At 68.8% G+C, this 16,135-nt stretch carries 15 protein-coding genes; 10 read left to right on the forward strand and 5 right to left on the reverse strand.

Annotated elements, in window-relative coordinates:
- Positions 1-3 precede the first annotated feature (3 nt).
- Entirely contained in the window at positions 4-1,392 is a 1,389-nt protein-coding gene (locus E4F61_RS09290) for a class II 3-deoxy-7-phosphoheptulonate synthase (RefSeq protein ID WP_133479387.1), read from the forward strand.
- A gap of 31 nt (positions 1,393-1,423) precedes the next feature.
- Positions 1,424-2,089 carry a YoaK family protein gene (locus tag E4F61_RS09295; RefSeq protein ID WP_133479388.1) on the forward strand — a complete coding sequence of 222 codons (666 nt, stop codon included), beginning with the start codon at positions 1,424-1,426 and terminating at the stop codon, positions 2,087-2,089.
- Here E4F61_RS09295 and E4F61_RS09300 read toward each other — a convergent pair.
- From E4F61_RS09300 to typA, 3 genes are read right to left on the reverse strand one after another with little or no spacing between them, the layout of a single operon-like run.
- The gene (locus tag E4F61_RS09300) at positions 2,086-3,720 is read right to left on the reverse strand and encodes an amidase (RefSeq protein WP_133479389.1); all 1,635 of its coding nucleotides are present in this window, start codon (positions 3,718-3,720) and stop codon (positions 2,086-2,088) included. The genes E4F61_RS09295 and E4F61_RS09300 overlap by 4 nt on opposite strands.
- A 44-nt stretch (positions 3,721-3,764) precedes the next feature.
- Positions 3,765-4,256, reverse strand: a complete 492-nt coding sequence (locus E4F61_RS09305) for a DUF2127 domain-containing protein (RefSeq protein ID WP_133479390.1) — start codon at positions 4,254-4,256, stop codon at positions 3,765-3,767.
- Positions 4,257-4,274: 18 nt separating this feature from the next.
- Positions 4,275-6,104: a translational GTPase TypA gene (gene typA / locus E4F61_RS09310; protein ID WP_133479391.1), complete on the reverse strand. Its 1,830-nt coding sequence runs from the start codon at positions 6,102-6,104 to the stop codon at positions 4,275-4,277.
- A gap of 77 nt (positions 6,105-6,181) precedes the next feature.
- Between typA and E4F61_RS09315 the strand changes: the two genes are divergently transcribed.
- The 7 genes from E4F61_RS09315 to E4F61_RS09345 all read left to right on the forward strand — a co-directional run bounded on the left by E4F61_RS09315 (position 6,182) and on the right by E4F61_RS09345 (position 12,106).
- A complete protein-coding gene (locus tag E4F61_RS09315) occupies positions 6,182-6,418 on the forward strand; it encodes a hypothetical protein (RefSeq protein WP_133479392.1) in 237 nt (78 codons plus the stop codon).
- Positions 6,419-6,437: 19 nt separating this feature from the next.
- Entirely contained in the window at positions 6,438-6,944 is a 507-nt protein-coding gene (locus E4F61_RS09320; RefSeq protein ID WP_133479393.1) for a peptidylprolyl isomerase, read from the forward strand.
- Between the two features lie 160 nt (positions 6,945-7,104).
- A complete protein-coding gene (locus tag E4F61_RS09325) occupies positions 7,105-8,310 on the forward strand; it encodes an aminotransferase class I/II-fold pyridoxal phosphate-dependent enzyme (protein WP_133479394.1) in 1,206 nt (401 codons plus the stop codon).
- 108 nt (positions 8,311-8,418) lie between these two features.
- The gene (locus tag E4F61_RS09330) at positions 8,419-9,402 is read left to right on the forward strand and encodes a malate dehydrogenase (protein ID WP_133479395.1); all 984 of its coding nucleotides are present in this window, start codon (positions 8,419-8,421) and stop codon (positions 9,400-9,402) included.
- Between the two features lie 106 nt (positions 9,403-9,508).
- On the forward strand, positions 9,509-10,396 hold the full coding sequence (gene prpB, locus E4F61_RS09335) for a methylisocitrate lyase (protein WP_133479396.1): 888 nt from the start codon (positions 9,509-9,511) through the stop codon (positions 10,394-10,396).
- An 84-nt stretch (positions 10,397-10,480) separates the two neighbouring features.
- A complete protein-coding gene (prpC, locus tag E4F61_RS09340) occupies positions 10,481-11,626 on the forward strand; it encodes a bifunctional 2-methylcitrate synthase/citrate synthase (RefSeq protein ID WP_133479397.1) in 1,146 nt (381 codons plus the stop codon).
- A gap of 9 nt (positions 11,627-11,635) precedes the next feature.
- On the forward strand, positions 11,636-12,106 hold the full coding sequence (locus tag E4F61_RS09345) for a potassium channel family protein (RefSeq protein ID WP_133479398.1): 471 nt from the start codon (positions 11,636-11,638) through the stop codon (positions 12,104-12,106).
- Between the two features lie 27 nt (positions 12,107-12,133).
- On the opposite strand, the gene E4F61_RS09350 is transcribed toward E4F61_RS09345, so the two are convergent.
- Both E4F61_RS09350 and E4F61_RS09355 read right to left on the reverse strand, forming a co-directional pair.
- Positions 12,134-12,745, reverse strand: a complete 612-nt coding sequence (locus tag E4F61_RS09350; protein WP_133479399.1) for a glutathione S-transferase family protein — start codon at positions 12,743-12,745, stop codon at positions 12,134-12,136.
- A 91-nt stretch (positions 12,746-12,836) separates the two neighbouring features.
- Positions 12,837-14,873, reverse strand: a complete 2,037-nt coding sequence (locus E4F61_RS09355) for an NADPH-dependent 2,4-dienoyl-CoA reductase (RefSeq protein ID WP_133479400.1) — start codon at positions 14,871-14,873, stop codon at positions 12,837-12,839.
- Positions 14,874-15,220: 347 nt separating this feature from the next.
- On the opposite strand from E4F61_RS09355, the gene E4F61_RS09360 reads away from it, so the two are divergent.
- A partial coding sequence (locus tag E4F61_RS09360) for an outer membrane beta-barrel protein (RefSeq protein ID WP_133479401.1) occupies positions 15,221-16,135 on the forward strand: 915 nt, incomplete at its 3' end.

The following is a 16,135-nucleotide window of genomic DNA, read 5'->3' on the forward strand; positions in this document are numbered from 1 at the left end:
GCAATGCCCATCAACGAGTCGAACCTGCAGGCCGTGTCGCTGCCGCACGAGTGGAACGTGCGCTCCTGGCGCGCGCGCCCCGCGGTTCAGATGCCGCGTTACGACGATGCCGTCGAGCTCGATGCCGCGCTCGGCGAGCTCAGCCGCCTGCCGCCGCTCGTCACCTCGTGGGAAATCCTGAGCCTCAAGCAGCAGCTGGCGGAGGCGCAGGAGGGCCGGCGCTTCCTGCTGCAGGGCGGCGACTGCGCGGAGAGCTTCGACGAATGCTCGTCGGACGTGATCTCCAACCGCCTGAAGGTGCTGCTGCAGATGTCGCTCGTGCTGGTGCACGGCATGCGCAAGCCCGTGGTGCGCGTCGGACGTTTCGCGGGCCAGTACGCGAAGCCGCGCTCAGCCGACATGGAGACGGTGGACGGCCTTAGCCTGCCGAGCTATCGCGGCGACATCGTGAACGGTCCTGCGTTCACCGCCGAGGCGCGACGTCCCGATCCGCGCCGCATGATCAAGGCGCACGCGCGGTCGGCGATGACGATGAACTTCGTCCGCGCGCTGATCGACGGCGGCTTCGCCGACCTGCATCACCCCGAATACTGGGATCTCGGCTGGGTCGGCCATTCGCCGCTCGCCGATGAGTACCGTCGCATGGTCGCCGCGATCGGCGATGCGGTGCGCTTCATGGAGACCCTGTCGGGCGAGGAGGTGCACAACCTCAACCGCGTCGACTTCTACACGTCGCACGAAGCCCTGTTGCTGCCGTACGAGGAGTCGCTGACGCGGCAGGTGCCGCGCAACTGGGGCTGGTTCGACCTCAGCACGCACTATCCGTGGATCGGCATGCGCACGGCGCAGATCGACGGCGCGCACGTGGAGTTCCTGCGCGGGATCCGCAACCCGATCGCGCTGAAGGTGGGCCCGTCGGTCACGCCGGACCAGCTGCTGCGGCTCGTGGACGTGCTCAATCCGGAAGACGAGCCGGGCCGCCTGACCTTCATCCACCGCATGGGCGCGCCGCACATCGCATCCAAGCTGCCGCCGCTGCTGGAGGCGATGCGTCGCGACGGCCGCCGGGTGCTGTGGGTCTGCGACCCGATGCACGGCAATACCGAATCCACCGCGAACGGCTACAAGACGCGCCGCTTCGCCAACATCGCGAGCGAGGTCGAGCAGGCCTTCGACCTGCACGCCGCGGCCGGGACGCGCCTGGGCGGCGTGCATCTCGAGCTCACGGGCGAGGACGTCACCGAATGCCTCGGCGGTGCGCGCGAACTGACCGAAATCGACCTCGAGCGCGCCTACCGCAGTTGCGTCGATCCGCGCTTGAACTACGAGCAGGCGCTCGAGGTGGCGATGCTGATCGTGCGCAAGCAGAACCAGCTGAGCGCGCCGCTCTGATGGCCGCGTCGCGACGGAGGCTTCGCGACGGGTGATCACGCGGCTGCCGGGGTGGGTCTGGCCGGTGGCGTGGTTGCTGGCGTTCGACGCCGGCGCCGTTAATGCCATCGGCCTGCTCGGTGCGGCGCACCAGGCGGTCTCGCACCTCACGGGAACGACGTCCCTGCTGGCCACTGCGGTGGCAGCCGGGAAGACGGCGGAGATCGCACGCTATGCCGGCGTGGCGCTGGCATTCGTGGCCGGGGCGGCCATCAGCGGCGCGGTGATTCCAGGCGACCCGCTGCACCTCGGCAAGCGGCAGAGCGCGCTGCTGCTGGGCGTGGCAGCGCTGATGTTCGCGGCCCAGTGGCACTTCGCTAACGGCGGTGCGGCTGCCCTGCATTTCGCCGCGGCGGCCTGCGGCCTGCAGAACGCGATGACGACGAGCTACAGCGGCGCCGTCGTGCGTACGAGCCACGTGTCCGGCATGTTCACCGACGTCGGCATCGCGCTGGGGCATGTGCTGCGGCGCGCGCCCGTGCATCCGCGCCGGCTGCTGCTGTGCACCGTGGTGATCGCGGGCTTCTTCGCGGGCGGCCTTGCTGCCGCGCTGGCGTTCGCGCGGGTCGGTTACGCGGCCCTATCGCTACCCGCAGCGTTGACGACGGGGCTCGCGATCGTCAACGCCGTGCATGTCCTGCGGCGTCGCCGGCTCTAGCGGGCCGCGCGGGGTGCCGGTTCGTCGATGGTCGGCAGGAACTGCGGCGGACGACGCGAATGCGTCGCCTGCTCGAACGAATAGGCGAGCTCGATCAGGCGTGGCTCGGCCCATTTGCCGCCCAGGAAGACGAGGCCCAGCGGCAGCCCACGCGCATCGCCCATCGGCACGGTGATGCTGGGGTAACCGGCCACCGCTGCCGCGCCGTAGCCCGCGCCGGTGAAGTGGTCGCCCAGCATCGTGTCGGTGCGCCAGGACGGGCCGGTCGACGGCGCGACCAGCGCATCCAGATGCTGCCTGCGCAGCGCGGCATCGATGCCCTCCGGACCGGCGAGGCGCCGCGCACGGTCGCGCGCCGTGCGGTATTTCGCCGACTGCAGCGACGGTGCCTTCACTGCCTGCTCGAACAGCTCCTGTCCGAAGTACGGCATCTCCTGCGCGGCATGGCTGCGATTGAATTCGATGAGATCCTCGAAGCGGCGCACCGGCGCGCCGCTGTCGGCCAGGTAGGCCTCGAGGCCGGGTTTGAACTCCGACAGCAGTACGGTGTTCTCGGCCTCGTCCCACTTACCTGCGGTCGGGATCGTCGCGTCGACCACGGTCGCGCCCCCGGCCTTCAACGCCGCCACGGCGCGATCGAACGCGGCGTCCACGTCCGGGTGGTAGCCCGCGCTCGCGCGGAGCACGCCGATGCGTGCACCCTTCAGCGCGTCGGGCTTGAGATGGGCGAGGTAGTCGACGGGGGCCGGACGCTTCGCGCCGCCGTAGGCCGGGTCCGACGCATCCGGTGCGGCGATCGCGGCCAGCACGGCCGCGGCATCGGCGACACTGCGCGTCATCGGGCCGGCGGTGTCCTGGCTGGCGGAGATCGGCACGATGCCGTGGCGGCTCACGAGCCCGACGGTCGGCTTCAGGCCGACGATGCCAGCCACGGAGGCGGGGCAGATGATGCTGCCGTCGGTCTCGGTGCCGATGGCCACGACGGCCAGGTTCGCCGACACCGCGGTACCGCTGCCGGAGCTGGAGCCGCAGGGATTGCGATCGAGCGCGTACGGGTTGCGGGTCTGCCCGCCGACGCCGCTCCAGCCTGAAATCGAGCGCGTGGAGCGGAAGTTCGCCCACTCGCTGAGGTTGGTCTTGCCGAGGATTACCGCACCGGCCGCGCGCAGCCGGTCCACGAGGAACGCATCGCGCGAGGGCAGGTGATCGGCCAGCGCCAGCGACCCGGCGGTCGTGACCATGGGTCGCGCATCGATGTTGTCCTTGAGCAGGACCGGGATGCCGTGCAGCGGGCCGCGGATGCGGCCGGCGCGGCGCTCGGCGTCGAGCGCGTCGGCCTCGGCGAGCGCCTGCGGATTGAGCGCGACGATCGAGTTGAGCCGCGGTCCCGCGACGTCGACCAGGGCGATGCGGTCGAGATAGGCCTGTGTCAGCGCATGGCTGGTGAGCTCGCCACGAGCCATGCGCGCCGACAGCGTCGCGACGTCCGCTTCCTCGAACGCGAACGCCGCGTGCGCGACCGGGGGCGGTGCCGCCGGTGCGCTGGCGGCGTCGGCGACAGGCGTGGACGCGCATCCGGCCGCGGTGGCCAGGACGAAACCGAAGGCGAGAACGGGCAGGGCGCGACGCATGACGGAGTCCGGGGCGGGAGACGCCCAAGCATCCGTCGGCGCGATCAGCCGGGCAAGGGGCGCCGGCGCCGGCGCACGAGGTCGCGGGCCAGGACGTAGACGATGACGAGGGTCACCACGAGCACCGCGGTCGCCACCCAGCCCGGGTGGTGCCACAGCGCGTACAGGTCGAACGGAAGATAGATGGCGGCGGCGATGCAGCCGAGCCAGGACGCCCAGACCTTGTCCCGCCACAGGCCCCAGGCCTCCATGACGTGCAACAGCCCGTAGACGCCCGCGATGGCGGCCGTGGCGTGCACGGCGCCCGCGTTGATCGCATTCGCGAGCCAGACCAGCGGCCCTTCGGTGGTGCTCAGCTCGAAGTGGCGAATGAGCGCATGCACGAAGCCGCGCAGCGGCGCGGGCCCGAGGATCTCGAGCCCGCTCGCGGTGGCCAGTGCGATCAGCCCCTTGGCCGCTTCCACCAGCGCGATCGCGCGCAGCCCGGGGTGGGCGCGCGGATTCGGGTTGTAGGGACGGGCGGGGCGATCCTTCACCGGCGCGAGTTTACCGAGTCAGCCCCTGCGCGACGCCGTCTTGCGCTCGCTCTCGGTCAGCAGCTTCTTGCGCAGGCGGATTTCCTTCGGCGTGACTTCCACGAGCTCGTCGTCCTCGATGAAGTCCAGCGCCTGCTCGAGCGAGTACTTGATTGCCGGGCTCAGCTGGATCGCGTCGTCCTTGCCCGAAGCGCGCATGTTGGTGAGCGGCTTGGTCTTGATCGCGTTGACCGTGAGGTCGTTGTCCTTCGAGTGGATGCCGATCAGCTGGCCCTCGTAGACCATGTCGCCTTCGGCCGCGAACAGGCGGCCGCGTTCCTGCAGCGGACCGAGCGAATAGGCCGGCGTGGCGCCCGCGGCATTGGCGATCATGACGCCGTTGATGCGCTTGGCGATCGCGCCCTGTTCCTTCGGGCCGTAATGGTCGAACACGTGGAACAGCAGGCCCGAACCCTGGGTCAGCGTGCGGAACTCGTTCTGGAAACCGATCAGGCCGCGCGCCGGGATCATGTAGTCGAGGCGCACGCGACCCTTGCCGTCGGACTCCATGTTCTTGAGCTGGCCCTTGCGGATGCCGAGCTTCTCCATCACGCCACCCTGGTGCTGCTCCTCGACGTCCACGACGAGCTGCTCGACCGGCTCCATCAGCTGCCCGTCGATCTCCTTGATGATCACCTCGGGGCGCGACACCGCGAGCTCGTAGCCTTCGCGGCGCATGTTCTCGATCAGCACCGACAGGTGCAGCTCGCCGCGGCCCGACACGAGGAACTTGTCCGGGTCGGAGCCTTCCTCGACCTTCAGCGCGACGTTGTGCAGCGTCTCGCGCTCCAGGCGTTCGCGCAGCTGGCGGCTCGTCAGGAACTTACCGCCCGACAGGTCCTTGTTACCGGCGACCGGCGAGTTGTTGACCTGGAAGGTCATCGAGATCGTCGGCTCGTCGACGGTGAGCGCCGGCAGCGCTTCCGGCGCGTCGAGCGCACATACGGTGTCGGAGATGCTGAGGTCCTGCACGCCGGAGATCGCGATGATGTCGCCGGCTTCCGCTTCCGGCACCTCGATGCGCTCGAGGCCCATGAAGCCGAGCACCTGCAGCACCTTGCCCTGCCGCTTCTTGCCTTCGCGGTCGACCACGCTCACCGGCATGTTGGTGCGCACCTTGCCGCGCTGGATGCGGCCGATGCCGATCAGGCCGACGAAGTTGCTGTAGTCGAGCTGGCTGATGCGCATCTGGAACGGGCCGTCCGGATCCACCTTCGGCGGCTCGACGTGCTTCATGATCGCTTCGTAGAGCGGGGTCATGTCGCCGCTGCGCGCGGAGTCGTCGAGGCTGGCATAGCCGTGCAGCGCGGACGCGTACACGATCGGGAAGTCGAGCTGCTCGTTGGTGGCGCCGAGCTTGTCGAACAGGTCGAAGACCTGGTCGATCACCCAGTCCGGCCGCGCGCCCGGGCGGTCGATCTTGTTGACGACGACGATCGGTTTGAAGCCCATCGCGAACGCCTTCTGCGTCACGAAGCGCGTCTGCGGCATCGGGCCGTCCATCGCGTCGACGAGGATCAGCACCGAGTCGACCATCGACAGCACGCGCTCGACCTCGCCGCCGAAGTCGGCATGGCCCGGGGTGTCGACGATGTTGATGCGATTGCCCTGCCAGGTGATCGCGGTGTTCTTGGACAGGATCGTGATGCCACGTTCCTTTTCCTGGTCGTTGCTGTCCATCACGCGCTCGGCGAGCACGGTGCGCTCGTTGAGCGTGCCGGACTGCTTCAGGAGGCAATCGACGAGGGTGGTTTTGCCGTGGTCGACGTGGGCGACGATGGCGATGTTGCGCAGGCGTTCGATGGACATGCGAAGAGACGCCTTAAGGCGCAAGCAGGGAAGGGAAGCCGGCTATTATAGCGGTGTCGCCGCTTCAGACGCCCGCCATGCCTGAACAGCCCTCCGTACCGCCGTTTCCGCGCTGGCTGATCGTCGTGGATCTCGTGGCCGGGCTCTGCGTCATCGGCGGGCTGCTGCTTCGCAACGGCGTCCTCGAGGCTCCGTTCCTGCCGCCGGGCACCGACCTGCTGCTGCTCGGGCTCGGTGGCCTCGGCATCGTCGGCTGCGGCGTGCAGTTCGGCCGCTACGCGATCGCCACCGCCGCTTCCAAATCCTCCCGCTGACCTCCCCCCTGGAGATTCCATGTCCCTGATCGCCCATTTCGACACCGACCGCGGCCCGATCCGCGTCGAACTCGCCGCCGACAAGGCGCCGCTGACCGTCGCCAACTTCGTCAACCTCGCGCGCCGGGGCTTTTACGACGGCCTGTCGTTCCACCGCGTCATCAACGATTTCATGGTCCAGGGCGGCTGCCCCAAGGGCACCGGCACCGGCGGCCCCGGCTACAAGTTCGAGGACGAGGCCCGCAACGGCCTGACGCACGAGCGCGGCGTGCTGTCGATGGCCAACGCCGGGCCGAACACGAACGGCAGCCAGTTCTTCATCACGCACGTCGCCACCCCGTGGCTGGACGGCAAGCACACCGTCTTCGGCAAGGTGCTGGAAGGCCAGGACATCGTGGATTCGGTGAAGCAGGGCGACATCATCCGCTCGGTCAAGATCGAGGGTGATGCCGACGCCGCGATCGCCGCCCGCGCCGACCGCGTCGCCGAGTGGAACAAGACGCTCGACGCCAACGCCCGCCCGTAAGCGGTTCCCGGACGCCCGCCGGCTCCGGTCGGCGGGCATTTTCGCGTCCGGCGCCGGCCGGCCGAAAAGGTTTCACGTGATACCATTTAGCGGTTGTTCCGGCCCCGCGCCGTCGCGCCTCGGCCGGCCTCCCACCGCCGTATTCCCTCGAGGTTCCGCGATGCTCCAGCTCGCCTCGCGCATCGGTCGCGCCAAGCCCAGCGCGATCATGCAGGTCGCCGAAAAGGCCAAGCGCCTGAAGGCCGAAGGTCGCGACATCATCAGCTTCTCGATCGGTGTCCCGAACTTCCTGCCGGGCCCGCATGTGTACGCGGCGGCCGCCGAAGCCCTCAAGCGCGACAGCGGACAGTACGGCAGCAATCGCGGCGCGGACGCGCTGATCGACGCCTTCCTCGCCCACATGGCCGAGATCGGGCTGACCGGCTACACGCGCGCCAACTGCGCGACCGGCGTCGGCGCGAAGCACGTCATCTACAACCTCTGCGAGGCGCTGCTCGACGAGGGCGACACCATCGCCTTCCCGACGCCGTACTGGACGAGCTACGTCGACATCGCCGAGATCCTCGACGCGAAGATCGACCTGCTGCCGTGCCCGGCCGAGCAGAACTACAAGCTCACGCCTGCGCAGCTCGATGCCGCGCTCGCGAAGAAGCCGCGCGTGTTCCTGTTCAACAATCCGTCGAACCCGACCGGCATGGTCTATTCGAAGGACGAGATTTCCGCGCTGGCCGACGTCGTTGCGAAGTATCCGGACACCTGGATCATCACCGACGACATCTACAACCGCATGGTGTTCGACGGCATCGGCTACCACAACTTCGTGCATGCCCGTCCCGAGCTGCGCGACCGCGTGATCTTCATCGACTCGCTGTCCAAGACCTACGGCATGCCCGGCTGGCGCGTGGGCTTCATGGCCGGCCCCGAAGTGGTGGCCAAGGCCGTGGTCACGATGAACTCGAACCACATCACCAACCTGCCCGAAGTGACGACGGCCGCCGCGATCGCCGCGCTCACCGGCCCGCAGGACGTGCCGACGCAGAGGTGCGCGGAGTTCCAGGCCAAGCGCGACCAGGTGATCGCGGTGATGCAGAGCATTCCCGGCGTCGTGTGCCCGCGGCCCGAGGGCGCGTTCTACGTGTTCCCCGACATCAGCTGCGCGTTCGGCAAGACGCACGGGCCGACCGGCTTCGCGATCGCCAACGACGTCGACTTCTGCAATGCGCTGCTGGAAGCCAAGGGCGTGGCCTGCGTGCCGGGTTCGGCCTTCGGCGAGCCGCGCGCGCTTCGCATCAGCTACACCTGCCCGACGGACCAGCTGCTGCCGGGCCTGGCGCGCTTCCGCGAGTTCTTCGCCGAGCTCGTCTGAACGATGGACGCGGAAGCGCTCAGCTCCGCGTCCAAGCCGTCCGGCAAACGCGACGGTATCCAGGAACATTCGTCCGACAACCCCACGCTTGATCCACGGAGTTCGTACATGAAGACCCCCGTCCGCGTCGCCGTCACCGGTGCAGCCGGCCAGATCGGTTACTCGCTGCTGTTCCGCATCGCCTCGGGCGAAATGCTGGGCAAGGACCAGCCCGTCATCCTGCAGATGCTCGAGCTGCCGATGGAGAAGGCGCAGGCGGCGCTGCGCGGGGTGATGATGGAGCTCGAGGACTGCGCGTTCCCGCTGCTCGCCGGCATGGTCGGCACCGACGATCCGGAAGTCGCGTTCAAGGACGCCGACATCGCGCTGCTCGTAGGTGCGCGTCCGCGCGGTCCGGGCATGGAGCGCAAGGACCTCCTGCTCGAGAACGCGAAGATCTTCACCGCGCAGGGCGCGGCGCTGAACAAGGTCGCCTCGCGCAACGTGAAGGTGCTGGTGGTCGGCAACCCGGCGAACACGAATGCCTACATCGCCATGAAGTCGGCGCCGGACCTGCCGGCGAAGAACTTCACCGCGATGCTGCGCCTGGACCACAACCGCGCGCTGAGCCAGCTCGCGAACAAGGCGGGCGTGCCGGTCGGCGACATCGACAAGCTGGTCGTGTGGGGCAACCACTCGCCTACGATGTATCCGGACTACCGCTTCGCGACGGTCAACGGCAAGTCGCTGAAGGACATGATCAACGACGCCGACTGGAACGCGAACGAGTTCATCCCGAAGGTCGGCAAGCGCGGCGCGGCGATCATCGAGGCGCGCGGGTTGTCCTCGGCGGCGTCGGCGGCGAATGCGGCCATCGACCACGTCCGTGACTGGGTGCTGGGCAGCAATGGCAAGTGGGTCACGATGGGCATTCCGTCGGACGGCAGCTACGGCATCCCGGAAGGCGTGATCTACGGCTTCCCGGTGATCACGCAGAACGGCGAGTACACGATGGTGCGCGACCTGCCGATCGACGAGTTCAGCCGCGCCGCGATGGACAAGACGCTGGCCGAGCTCGAGGAAGAGCGGCAGGGCGTCGCGCACCTGCTGTAACGCGCAAGACGAAGGCGGCCTCGGTCGCCTTCGTCGCTTTGGGGGTCCGGCGACGCACGGGGTCGCCACCGCCCGCCACGCGCGGGCCGCAATCGACGAGGTCACGATGACGCATCAATCCGCCGGCGCACGCTTCCGCGCCGCGATCCAGGAAGAATCCCCGCTGCAGGTCATGGGCGCCATCACGGCCTACGCCGGCCTGATGGCCAAGCGCACGGGCTACAAGGCGCTCTACCTGTCCGGCGGCGGCGTCGCCGCGAATTCGCTGGGCATGCCGGACCTCGGCATCTCGACGATGGAGGACGTGCTGACCGACGCACGCCGCATCGTCGACGCTACGCAGATGCCGCTGCTGGTCGACATCGACACCGGCTGGGGCGGCGCGTTCAACATCGCGCGCACCATCCGCAACTTCGAGCGCGTCGGCGTCGCCGCCGTCCACATGGAGGACCAGGTCGGGCAGAAGCGCTGCGGCCACCGGCCGGGCAAGGAAGTCGTGTCGAAGGCGGAAATGGTCGACCGCGTGAAGTCGGCGGTCGACGGGCGCACCGATGCGTCGTTCGTGATCATGGCGCGCACCGATGCGGCCGCCGTCGAGGGGCTCGATTCGGCGATCGAGCGCGCGCAGGCCTACGTCGAGGCCGGCGCCGACATGATCTTCCCGGAGGCCATGACGTCGCTCGACGACTACCGCAAGTTCAAGGCCGCGGTGAAGGTGCCGATCCTCGCCAACCTCACCGAGTTCGGCTCGACGCCGTTCTTCACGACCGACGAGCTGCGCGAGGCGGGTGTCGACATCGCGCTGTACTGCTGCGGTGCCTATCGCGCGATGAACAAGGCCGCGCTGAATTTCTACGAGACGGTGCGCCGCGAAGGCACGCAGAAGAACATCGTCGACACGCTGCAGACGCGCGCCGAGCTCTACGACTTCCTCGGCTACCACGCCTACGAGGACACGCTCGACCGCTTGTTCGCGGGGTCGAAGAGCGAATAATGCGGACCCGATGGCGGGCGATGCCGCCCGCCGCTGATTCCCGCCCGCGCCGCAAGCCCGGGCCATGACCCGAGAAAGATACGCATGAGCGAGCAAGTGCTCCCGAAGGTGAAGAAGTCCGTCGCCCTGTCCGGCACCGCCGCGGGCAATACCGCGCTGTGCACGGTCGGCCGTAGCGGCAACGACCTGCATTACCGCGGCTACGACATCAAGGACCTCGCCACCCAGTCCACGTTCGAAGAGGTCGCACACCTGCTGGTGCACGGCGCGCTGCCGACGACGTCGCAGCTGCGCGCGTACAAGGCCAAGCTCAAGCGCCTGCGCGGGCTTCCGGCCATCGTGCAGGAAGCGCTGGAACTGGTGCCCGCGAACGCGCACCCGATGGACGTGCTGCGCACGGGTTGCTCGGTGCTCGGCACCGTGCTGCCCGAACGCGAAGGCCATCCGGCGTCGGAGGCGCGCGACATCGCCGACAAGCTCATCGCGAGCTTCGGCTCCATGCTGCTGTACTGGTGGCACTTCACCCGCAATGGCGAGCGCATCGAGACGCTGACCGACGATGATTCCGTCGCCGCGCACTTCCTGCACCTGCTGCACGGCGAGCGCCCCTCGTCGCTGCACGCGGACGCGCTCGACAAGTCGCTGATCCTCTACGCCGAGCACGAGTTCAACGCGTCGACGTTCACCGCGCGCGTGATCGCCGGCACCGGGTCGGACCTGCACTCGTGCATCACGGGCGCGATCGGCGCACTGCGCGGGCCGAAGCACGGTGGCGCGAACGAAGTGGCGATGGACATCATCAGCCGCTACTCGACGGCGAACGAGGCGGAGGCCGACATCCGCGCGCGCATGGAGCGCAAGGAGATCGTCATCGGCTTCGGGCACCCGGTCTACACCGTGGGCGACCCGCGCAATCCGATCATCAAGGAAATCTCGCGCAAGCTCTGCGCGGACGGCGGCAACATGACGCTGTTCGACGTGTCCGAGCGCATCGAGAACCTGATGATGGACACCAAGAAGATGTTCCCGAACCTCGACTGGTACAGCGCGTCGGCCTATCACATGATGGGCATCCCGACGCCGATGTTCACGCCGCTGTTCGTGATCGCGCGTACCACCGGCTGGAGCGCGCACGTCATCGAGCAGCGCGAGGACGGCAAGATCATCCGTCCCAGCGCGAACTACACCGGTCCCGAGGACCGCGAGTACGTGGCGATCGATCGCCGCTGAGCCGTGGCCGTGGGCGCGCCCCTGCTCGTCCATGGCATCGCGATCGCGACGGCGGCGGTGGCCGTCGTCGCGGTGGTGTACCTCACCTTCGAAGGCATGGTCGCGCTGGGCCGCGCCTACAACCGGCATCGTCGCGACGCGGGCGGGCCGGTCGGGCGCTGGAAGGTGCTGCGCCTGGTCCTCGGCCTGATCGCGCTGCACACGGTATCGATCCTCGTGTTCGGCAGCGCGTACTGGTTCCTCCTGCACGTGCCAGGGGCGGGCACGATCGAGGGCGCGTCACAACGCGCCTCGCTGTTCGACGCCTTCTACCTCTCCGCGATGACGTACTCGACCGTCGGCTTCGGCGACCTGAGCCCGCGCGGGCCGATCCGGTGGGTCGCCGGTACCGAAGCGCTGATCGGGCTGATGATGGTCGCCTGGTCGGCCTCGTTCGCGTTCGTCGAGATGTCGCGGCACTGGCGCGACGACCTGCGCTGAGGCGCAGGTCGTCGGCGGGTGCGGCCGTCAGGCCAGCCCTTCGGCCTTCAGTGCCGCCTGCACGCCGGCGTCGGCCTCCATGCGTCGCACGAATGCCGCGAGGTTGTCGAAGCCCGACAGATCGACGCCTGTCTTCGCCGCCCAGCGCAGCGTGATGTACAGGTAGGGGTCGGCGTAGCTGCGGAAACCGGCGATCCAGTCGCGGCCTTCCAGCTGTCGCTCGGCGCGCTCGAACAGCCCGCGCAGGCGCTGGCGCGCCGCGTCCTTGAGCGCCTCGAACTGCGACTCGTCGGTGATGAAGCGGCCCGGGCCGAACAGCGGGTGGAAGGCCGGATGCACGTCCGCGTTGCAGAACGCGAGCCAGCGCGTGGCCTCGGCGCGCTGGCGTGCGCTGCCGTCGCCGCCGAGCCGGGCATCGCGATTGAGGTCGGCGACGTAGCCGACGATCGCGGCGTTCTGCGTCAGCACGAAGTCGCCATCGACGAGCGTGGGCACCGAGCCGCTGGCGTTGATGGCGAGGTAGGCGTCGGACTTGAGCTCGTCGCGCGCGAGCACTTGCACGGAAAACGCGGCGCCGGACCACTGGAGGGTGATGTGGCAGCCGGTGGAGCAGGTACCCGGCAGGCTGTAGAGCTTCATGCTTCGATCCTCTGGACGGAACGGCGACTATTCCCGCATGACGCGGCACCCGCAACGCGCGCGCCCGCAATGGACGGTTGCGCGCATGGCCTCAGAGCGCGGCGGCGACGCGGCTGCCCTGGGCGATGGCGCGCTTGGCGTCCAGCTCCGCGGCGAGCTCGGCGCCGCCGATGACGTGCACGGCGCGACCGGCCGCACGCAGTGGCGCCTCCAGCGGATTGTTCGAAACCTGCCCGGCGCAGAGCACGATGTTGTCGACCTCGAGCGTGCGGGGCGTGCCATCGACCGTGACGTGCAGGCCCGCGTCGTCGAAGCCGACGTACTGCACGCCGCCGAGCGCCTGCACGCCGCGCGCCTTCAGGCTCGCGCGATGAATCCAGCCGGTGGTCTTGCCCAGTCGCGCGCCGGGTTTGCCGGGCGTGCGCTGCAGAAGCCAGATCGCACGCGCCGCCGCCGGACGCTCGGGTGCGCGCAGCCCGCCGCGGGTGTCGGTGTACTGCGTGTCCACGCCCCACTCGCGGCGCCACGCGTCGGTGTCGAGCGACGGCGACACGCCCTCGTGCGCCAGGAACTCCGCCACGTCGAAACCGATGCCGCCCGCGCCGACGATGGCCACGCGGGGTCCTACCGCGACCCGTCCCGCGAGCACATCGTCGTAGCGCAGCACGCGCGGGTCGCTGCTGCCCGGGAACTCCACCTCGCGCGGGAGCACGCCCGTCGCCAGCACGACGTCGTCGAACCCGTGAAGCATGTCGGGCGTGGCGCGCGTCGCCAGCTTCAGCTCGACCCGATCGCGCTCGAGGCGGGTGCGGAAGTAGCGGACGGTTTCGTCGAACTCCTCCTTGCCCGGAATGCGTCGCGCGAGGTTGAATTGGCCGCCGATGTCGTCGGCCGCCTCGAACAGCGTGACGGTGTGGCCGCGCTGCGCGGCGACGGTGGCGCAGGCCAGCCCCGCGACCCCGGCGCCGACCACGGCGATGCGCTTCGGTGACGGCGCGGGCGGGTAGACGAGCTCGGTCTCGTGGCAGGCGCGCGGATTGACGAGGCAGCTCGCGCGCCTGTTCTCGAACACATGGTCGAGGCAGGCCTGGTTGCAGGCGATGCAGGTATTGATCTCGTCGACGCGGCCGGCGCGCGCCTTCGCGACCCACTGCGGATCGGCGAGCAGCGGTCGCGCCATCGAGACCATGTCCGCCGCGCCGCTCGCGAGCACGCGCTCGGCGACGTCGGGCATGTTGATGCGGTTGGTCGCCACCAGCGGCACGCGGACGTGCGGCCTCAGGCGGGCGGTGACGTCGACGAACGCGGCGCGGGGCACCGACGTCGCGATCGTCGGGACGCGCGCCTCGTGCCAGCCGATGCCGGTGTTGATGATCGTCGCGCCCGCGGCTTCGATCGCCTGCGCCTGCTGCACGACCTCGTCCCAGGCGAGGCCGTCGTCGACGAGGTCGAGCATGGAGAGGCGGTAGATCAGGATGAAATCGGGGCCGCAGGCGTCGCGGATCCGCCGCACGATCTCGACCGCGAAGCGCATGCGACGCGTGGCGTCGCCGCCCCATTCGTCGTCGCGGCGATTCGTGCGCGGCGCGGTGAACTCGTTGAGCAGGTAGCCCTCCGAACCCATCACCTCGACACCGTCGTAGCCGGCGTCGCGCGCGAGTCTCGCGGTGCGCACGAACGCACGGATCTGGCGCTCGACGCCGCCCGTGCCCAGCGCCTTCGGCGTGAAAGGATTAATCGGCGCCTTGATCGCGCTCGGCGCGACCTGCAGCGGGTGATAGCCATAGCGGCCCGCGTGCAGGATCTGCAGGCAGATGCGCGCCCCGTGTGCGTGGACGGCGGACGTGACCCGTCGATGGCGCGGCACCTGCCACGGCATCGACAGCGTGCCCGACATCGGTTTGAGCCAGCCGCGTACGTTCGGCGCGAAGCCGCCGGTCACCATCAGGCCGACGCCGCCTTCGGCGCGCTCGGCGAAATACGCGGCGAGCTTCGGGAAGTCGCGCGCGTGGTCCTCGAGGCCCGTGTGCATCGAGCCCATCAGCACGCGATTGCGCAGGGTGCAGAAGCCAAGGTCGAGCGGGGCGAACAGATGCGGGTAACGCGGGTGGGCCGGCTCGGCGGTCATGCGGCGAATACGCGTGCGTACGGTCGGCGCACGATGCCCGCAATCGGTGCTGTCGGCAAGGCGCGGTGCCTCGTAACGGCATGACGGTGTCGAAGTGCGCATCACAGGCGCAACAGGCCGCGGTTCCGACGCAAATCCAAGCGCCGACCACCGCCTCCATTTGAATGGAAAGCGAGCGAGCTACCGCCAGTCGGGAACTTCCCAAATTGTTAGGCGACAGTTAACAGCCCCTTCACGGGGCCGCTTCTAGGCTCCGCGGCGATGGCTCTGTTCATGTAGCCGTCTAGAACGGTCGGAACACGCTGACGCGATTTCCCCCTCCCGATCCCCCAAGGAGCATCAACTAAATGAACAAGAAACTCCTCTGTGCCGCCCTGCTCGGCGGTATCTCGATCCTCCAGGTCGCGCAGGCGCAGGAATTCGATGACCGTTGGTACATCAGCGCCGACGCCGGCTGGAACCTCCAGGACAACGACCGCGGCACGAACAACGCGCCCTTCGGTGCGATCGGCTTCGGCAAGATGATCAACCCGAACTGGTCGTGGGAAATCCAGGCCAACTACCAGAACCCGCACACCGAGCGTAACCAGGACCTGTGGTGGAGCCAGTACGGCGTGTCGTTCGACGTTCGCCGCCACTTCATCGCCGAAGGCCGCAACTGGAATCCGTACGTCGTCGCCGGCCTGGGTTGGCAGCGTTCCGAAGAGGAGCATGACCCGTCGCTGTTCCGCGTGCGCTACCCGTGCGACAGCAACGAGGCCCCGTGCCAGCGTGAGGACAACCATGTCGCCGGCAAGATCGGCGTCGGTCTGCAGGGTGACGTCGGCCGCGTGAAGATCCGTACCGAGCTGGCAGCCCGCCTCGACGCGGACAACGACAGCGTCGGCGCCTTCTACAACGATGAGACGCCGCGCGACGATGGCGAGGACTGGTTCCAGGACGTCCTGGCGTCGGTCGGCGTCGTGATCCCGCTCGGCCCGCCGCCGGTCGCCCCGGTCGGCCCGGCCCCGGTCCCGGCCACCTGCGCCGACAAGGACGACGACGGCGACGGCGTGAACAACTGCGACGACAAGTGCCCGGGTTCGGTGGCGGGTCAGGCCGTTGGTCCGGACGGCTGCCCGGTGCCGCTGACGATCGACCTGAAGGGCGTGAACTTCGACTTCGACAAGTCGACGCTGCGTCCGGACGCGATCGCGATCCTCGACGAGGCGGTGTCGATCCTGCAGCGCTACCCGCAGCTGCGCGTTGAAGTCGCCGGTCAC

Source organism: Cognatilysobacter segetis, assembly GCF_004359965.1.
In the GTDB taxonomy this organism is placed as follows: Bacteria; Pseudomonadota; Gammaproteobacteria; order Xanthomonadales; family Xanthomonadaceae; genus Cognatilysobacter; species Cognatilysobacter segetis.

Coding starts and splice junctions, on each gene's coding strand:
- E4F61_RS09290 (WP_133479387.1), top strand. CDS start 4: ATGCCCATCAACGAGTCGAACCTGCAGGCCGTGTCGCTGCCGCACGAG.
- E4F61_RS09300 (WP_133479389.1), bottom strand. CDS start 3,720: ATGCGTCGCGCCCTGCCCGTTCTCGCCTTCGGTTTCGTCCTGGCCACC.
- typA (WP_133479391.1), bottom strand. CDS start 6,104: ATGTCCATCGAACGCCTGCGCAACATCGCCATCGTCGCCCACGTCGAC.
- E4F61_RS09315 (WP_133479392.1), top strand. CDS start 6,182: ATGCCTGAACAGCCCTCCGTACCGCCGTTTCCGCGCTGGCTGATCGTC.
- E4F61_RS09320 (WP_133479393.1), top strand. CDS start 6,438: ATGTCCCTGATCGCCCATTTCGACACCGACCGCGGCCCGATCCGCGTC.
- E4F61_RS09325 (WP_133479394.1), top strand. CDS start 7,105: ATGCTCCAGCTCGCCTCGCGCATCGGTCGCGCCAAGCCCAGCGCGATC.
- E4F61_RS09330 (WP_133479395.1), top strand. CDS start 8,419: ATGAAGACCCCCGTCCGCGTCGCCGTCACCGGTGCAGCCGGCCAGATC.
- prpB (WP_133479396.1), top strand. CDS start 9,509: ATGACGCATCAATCCGCCGGCGCACGCTTCCGCGCCGCGATCCAGGAA.
- prpC (WP_133479397.1), top strand. CDS start 10,481: ATGAGCGAGCAAGTGCTCCCGAAGGTGAAGAAGTCCGTCGCCCTGTCC.
- E4F61_RS09350 (WP_133479399.1), bottom strand. CDS start 12,745: ATGAAGCTCTACAGCCTGCCGGGTACCTGCTCCACCGGCTGCCACATC.
- E4F61_RS09355 (WP_133479400.1), bottom strand. CDS start 14,873: ATGACCGCCGAGCCGGCCCACCCGCGTTACCCGCATCTGTTCGCCCCG.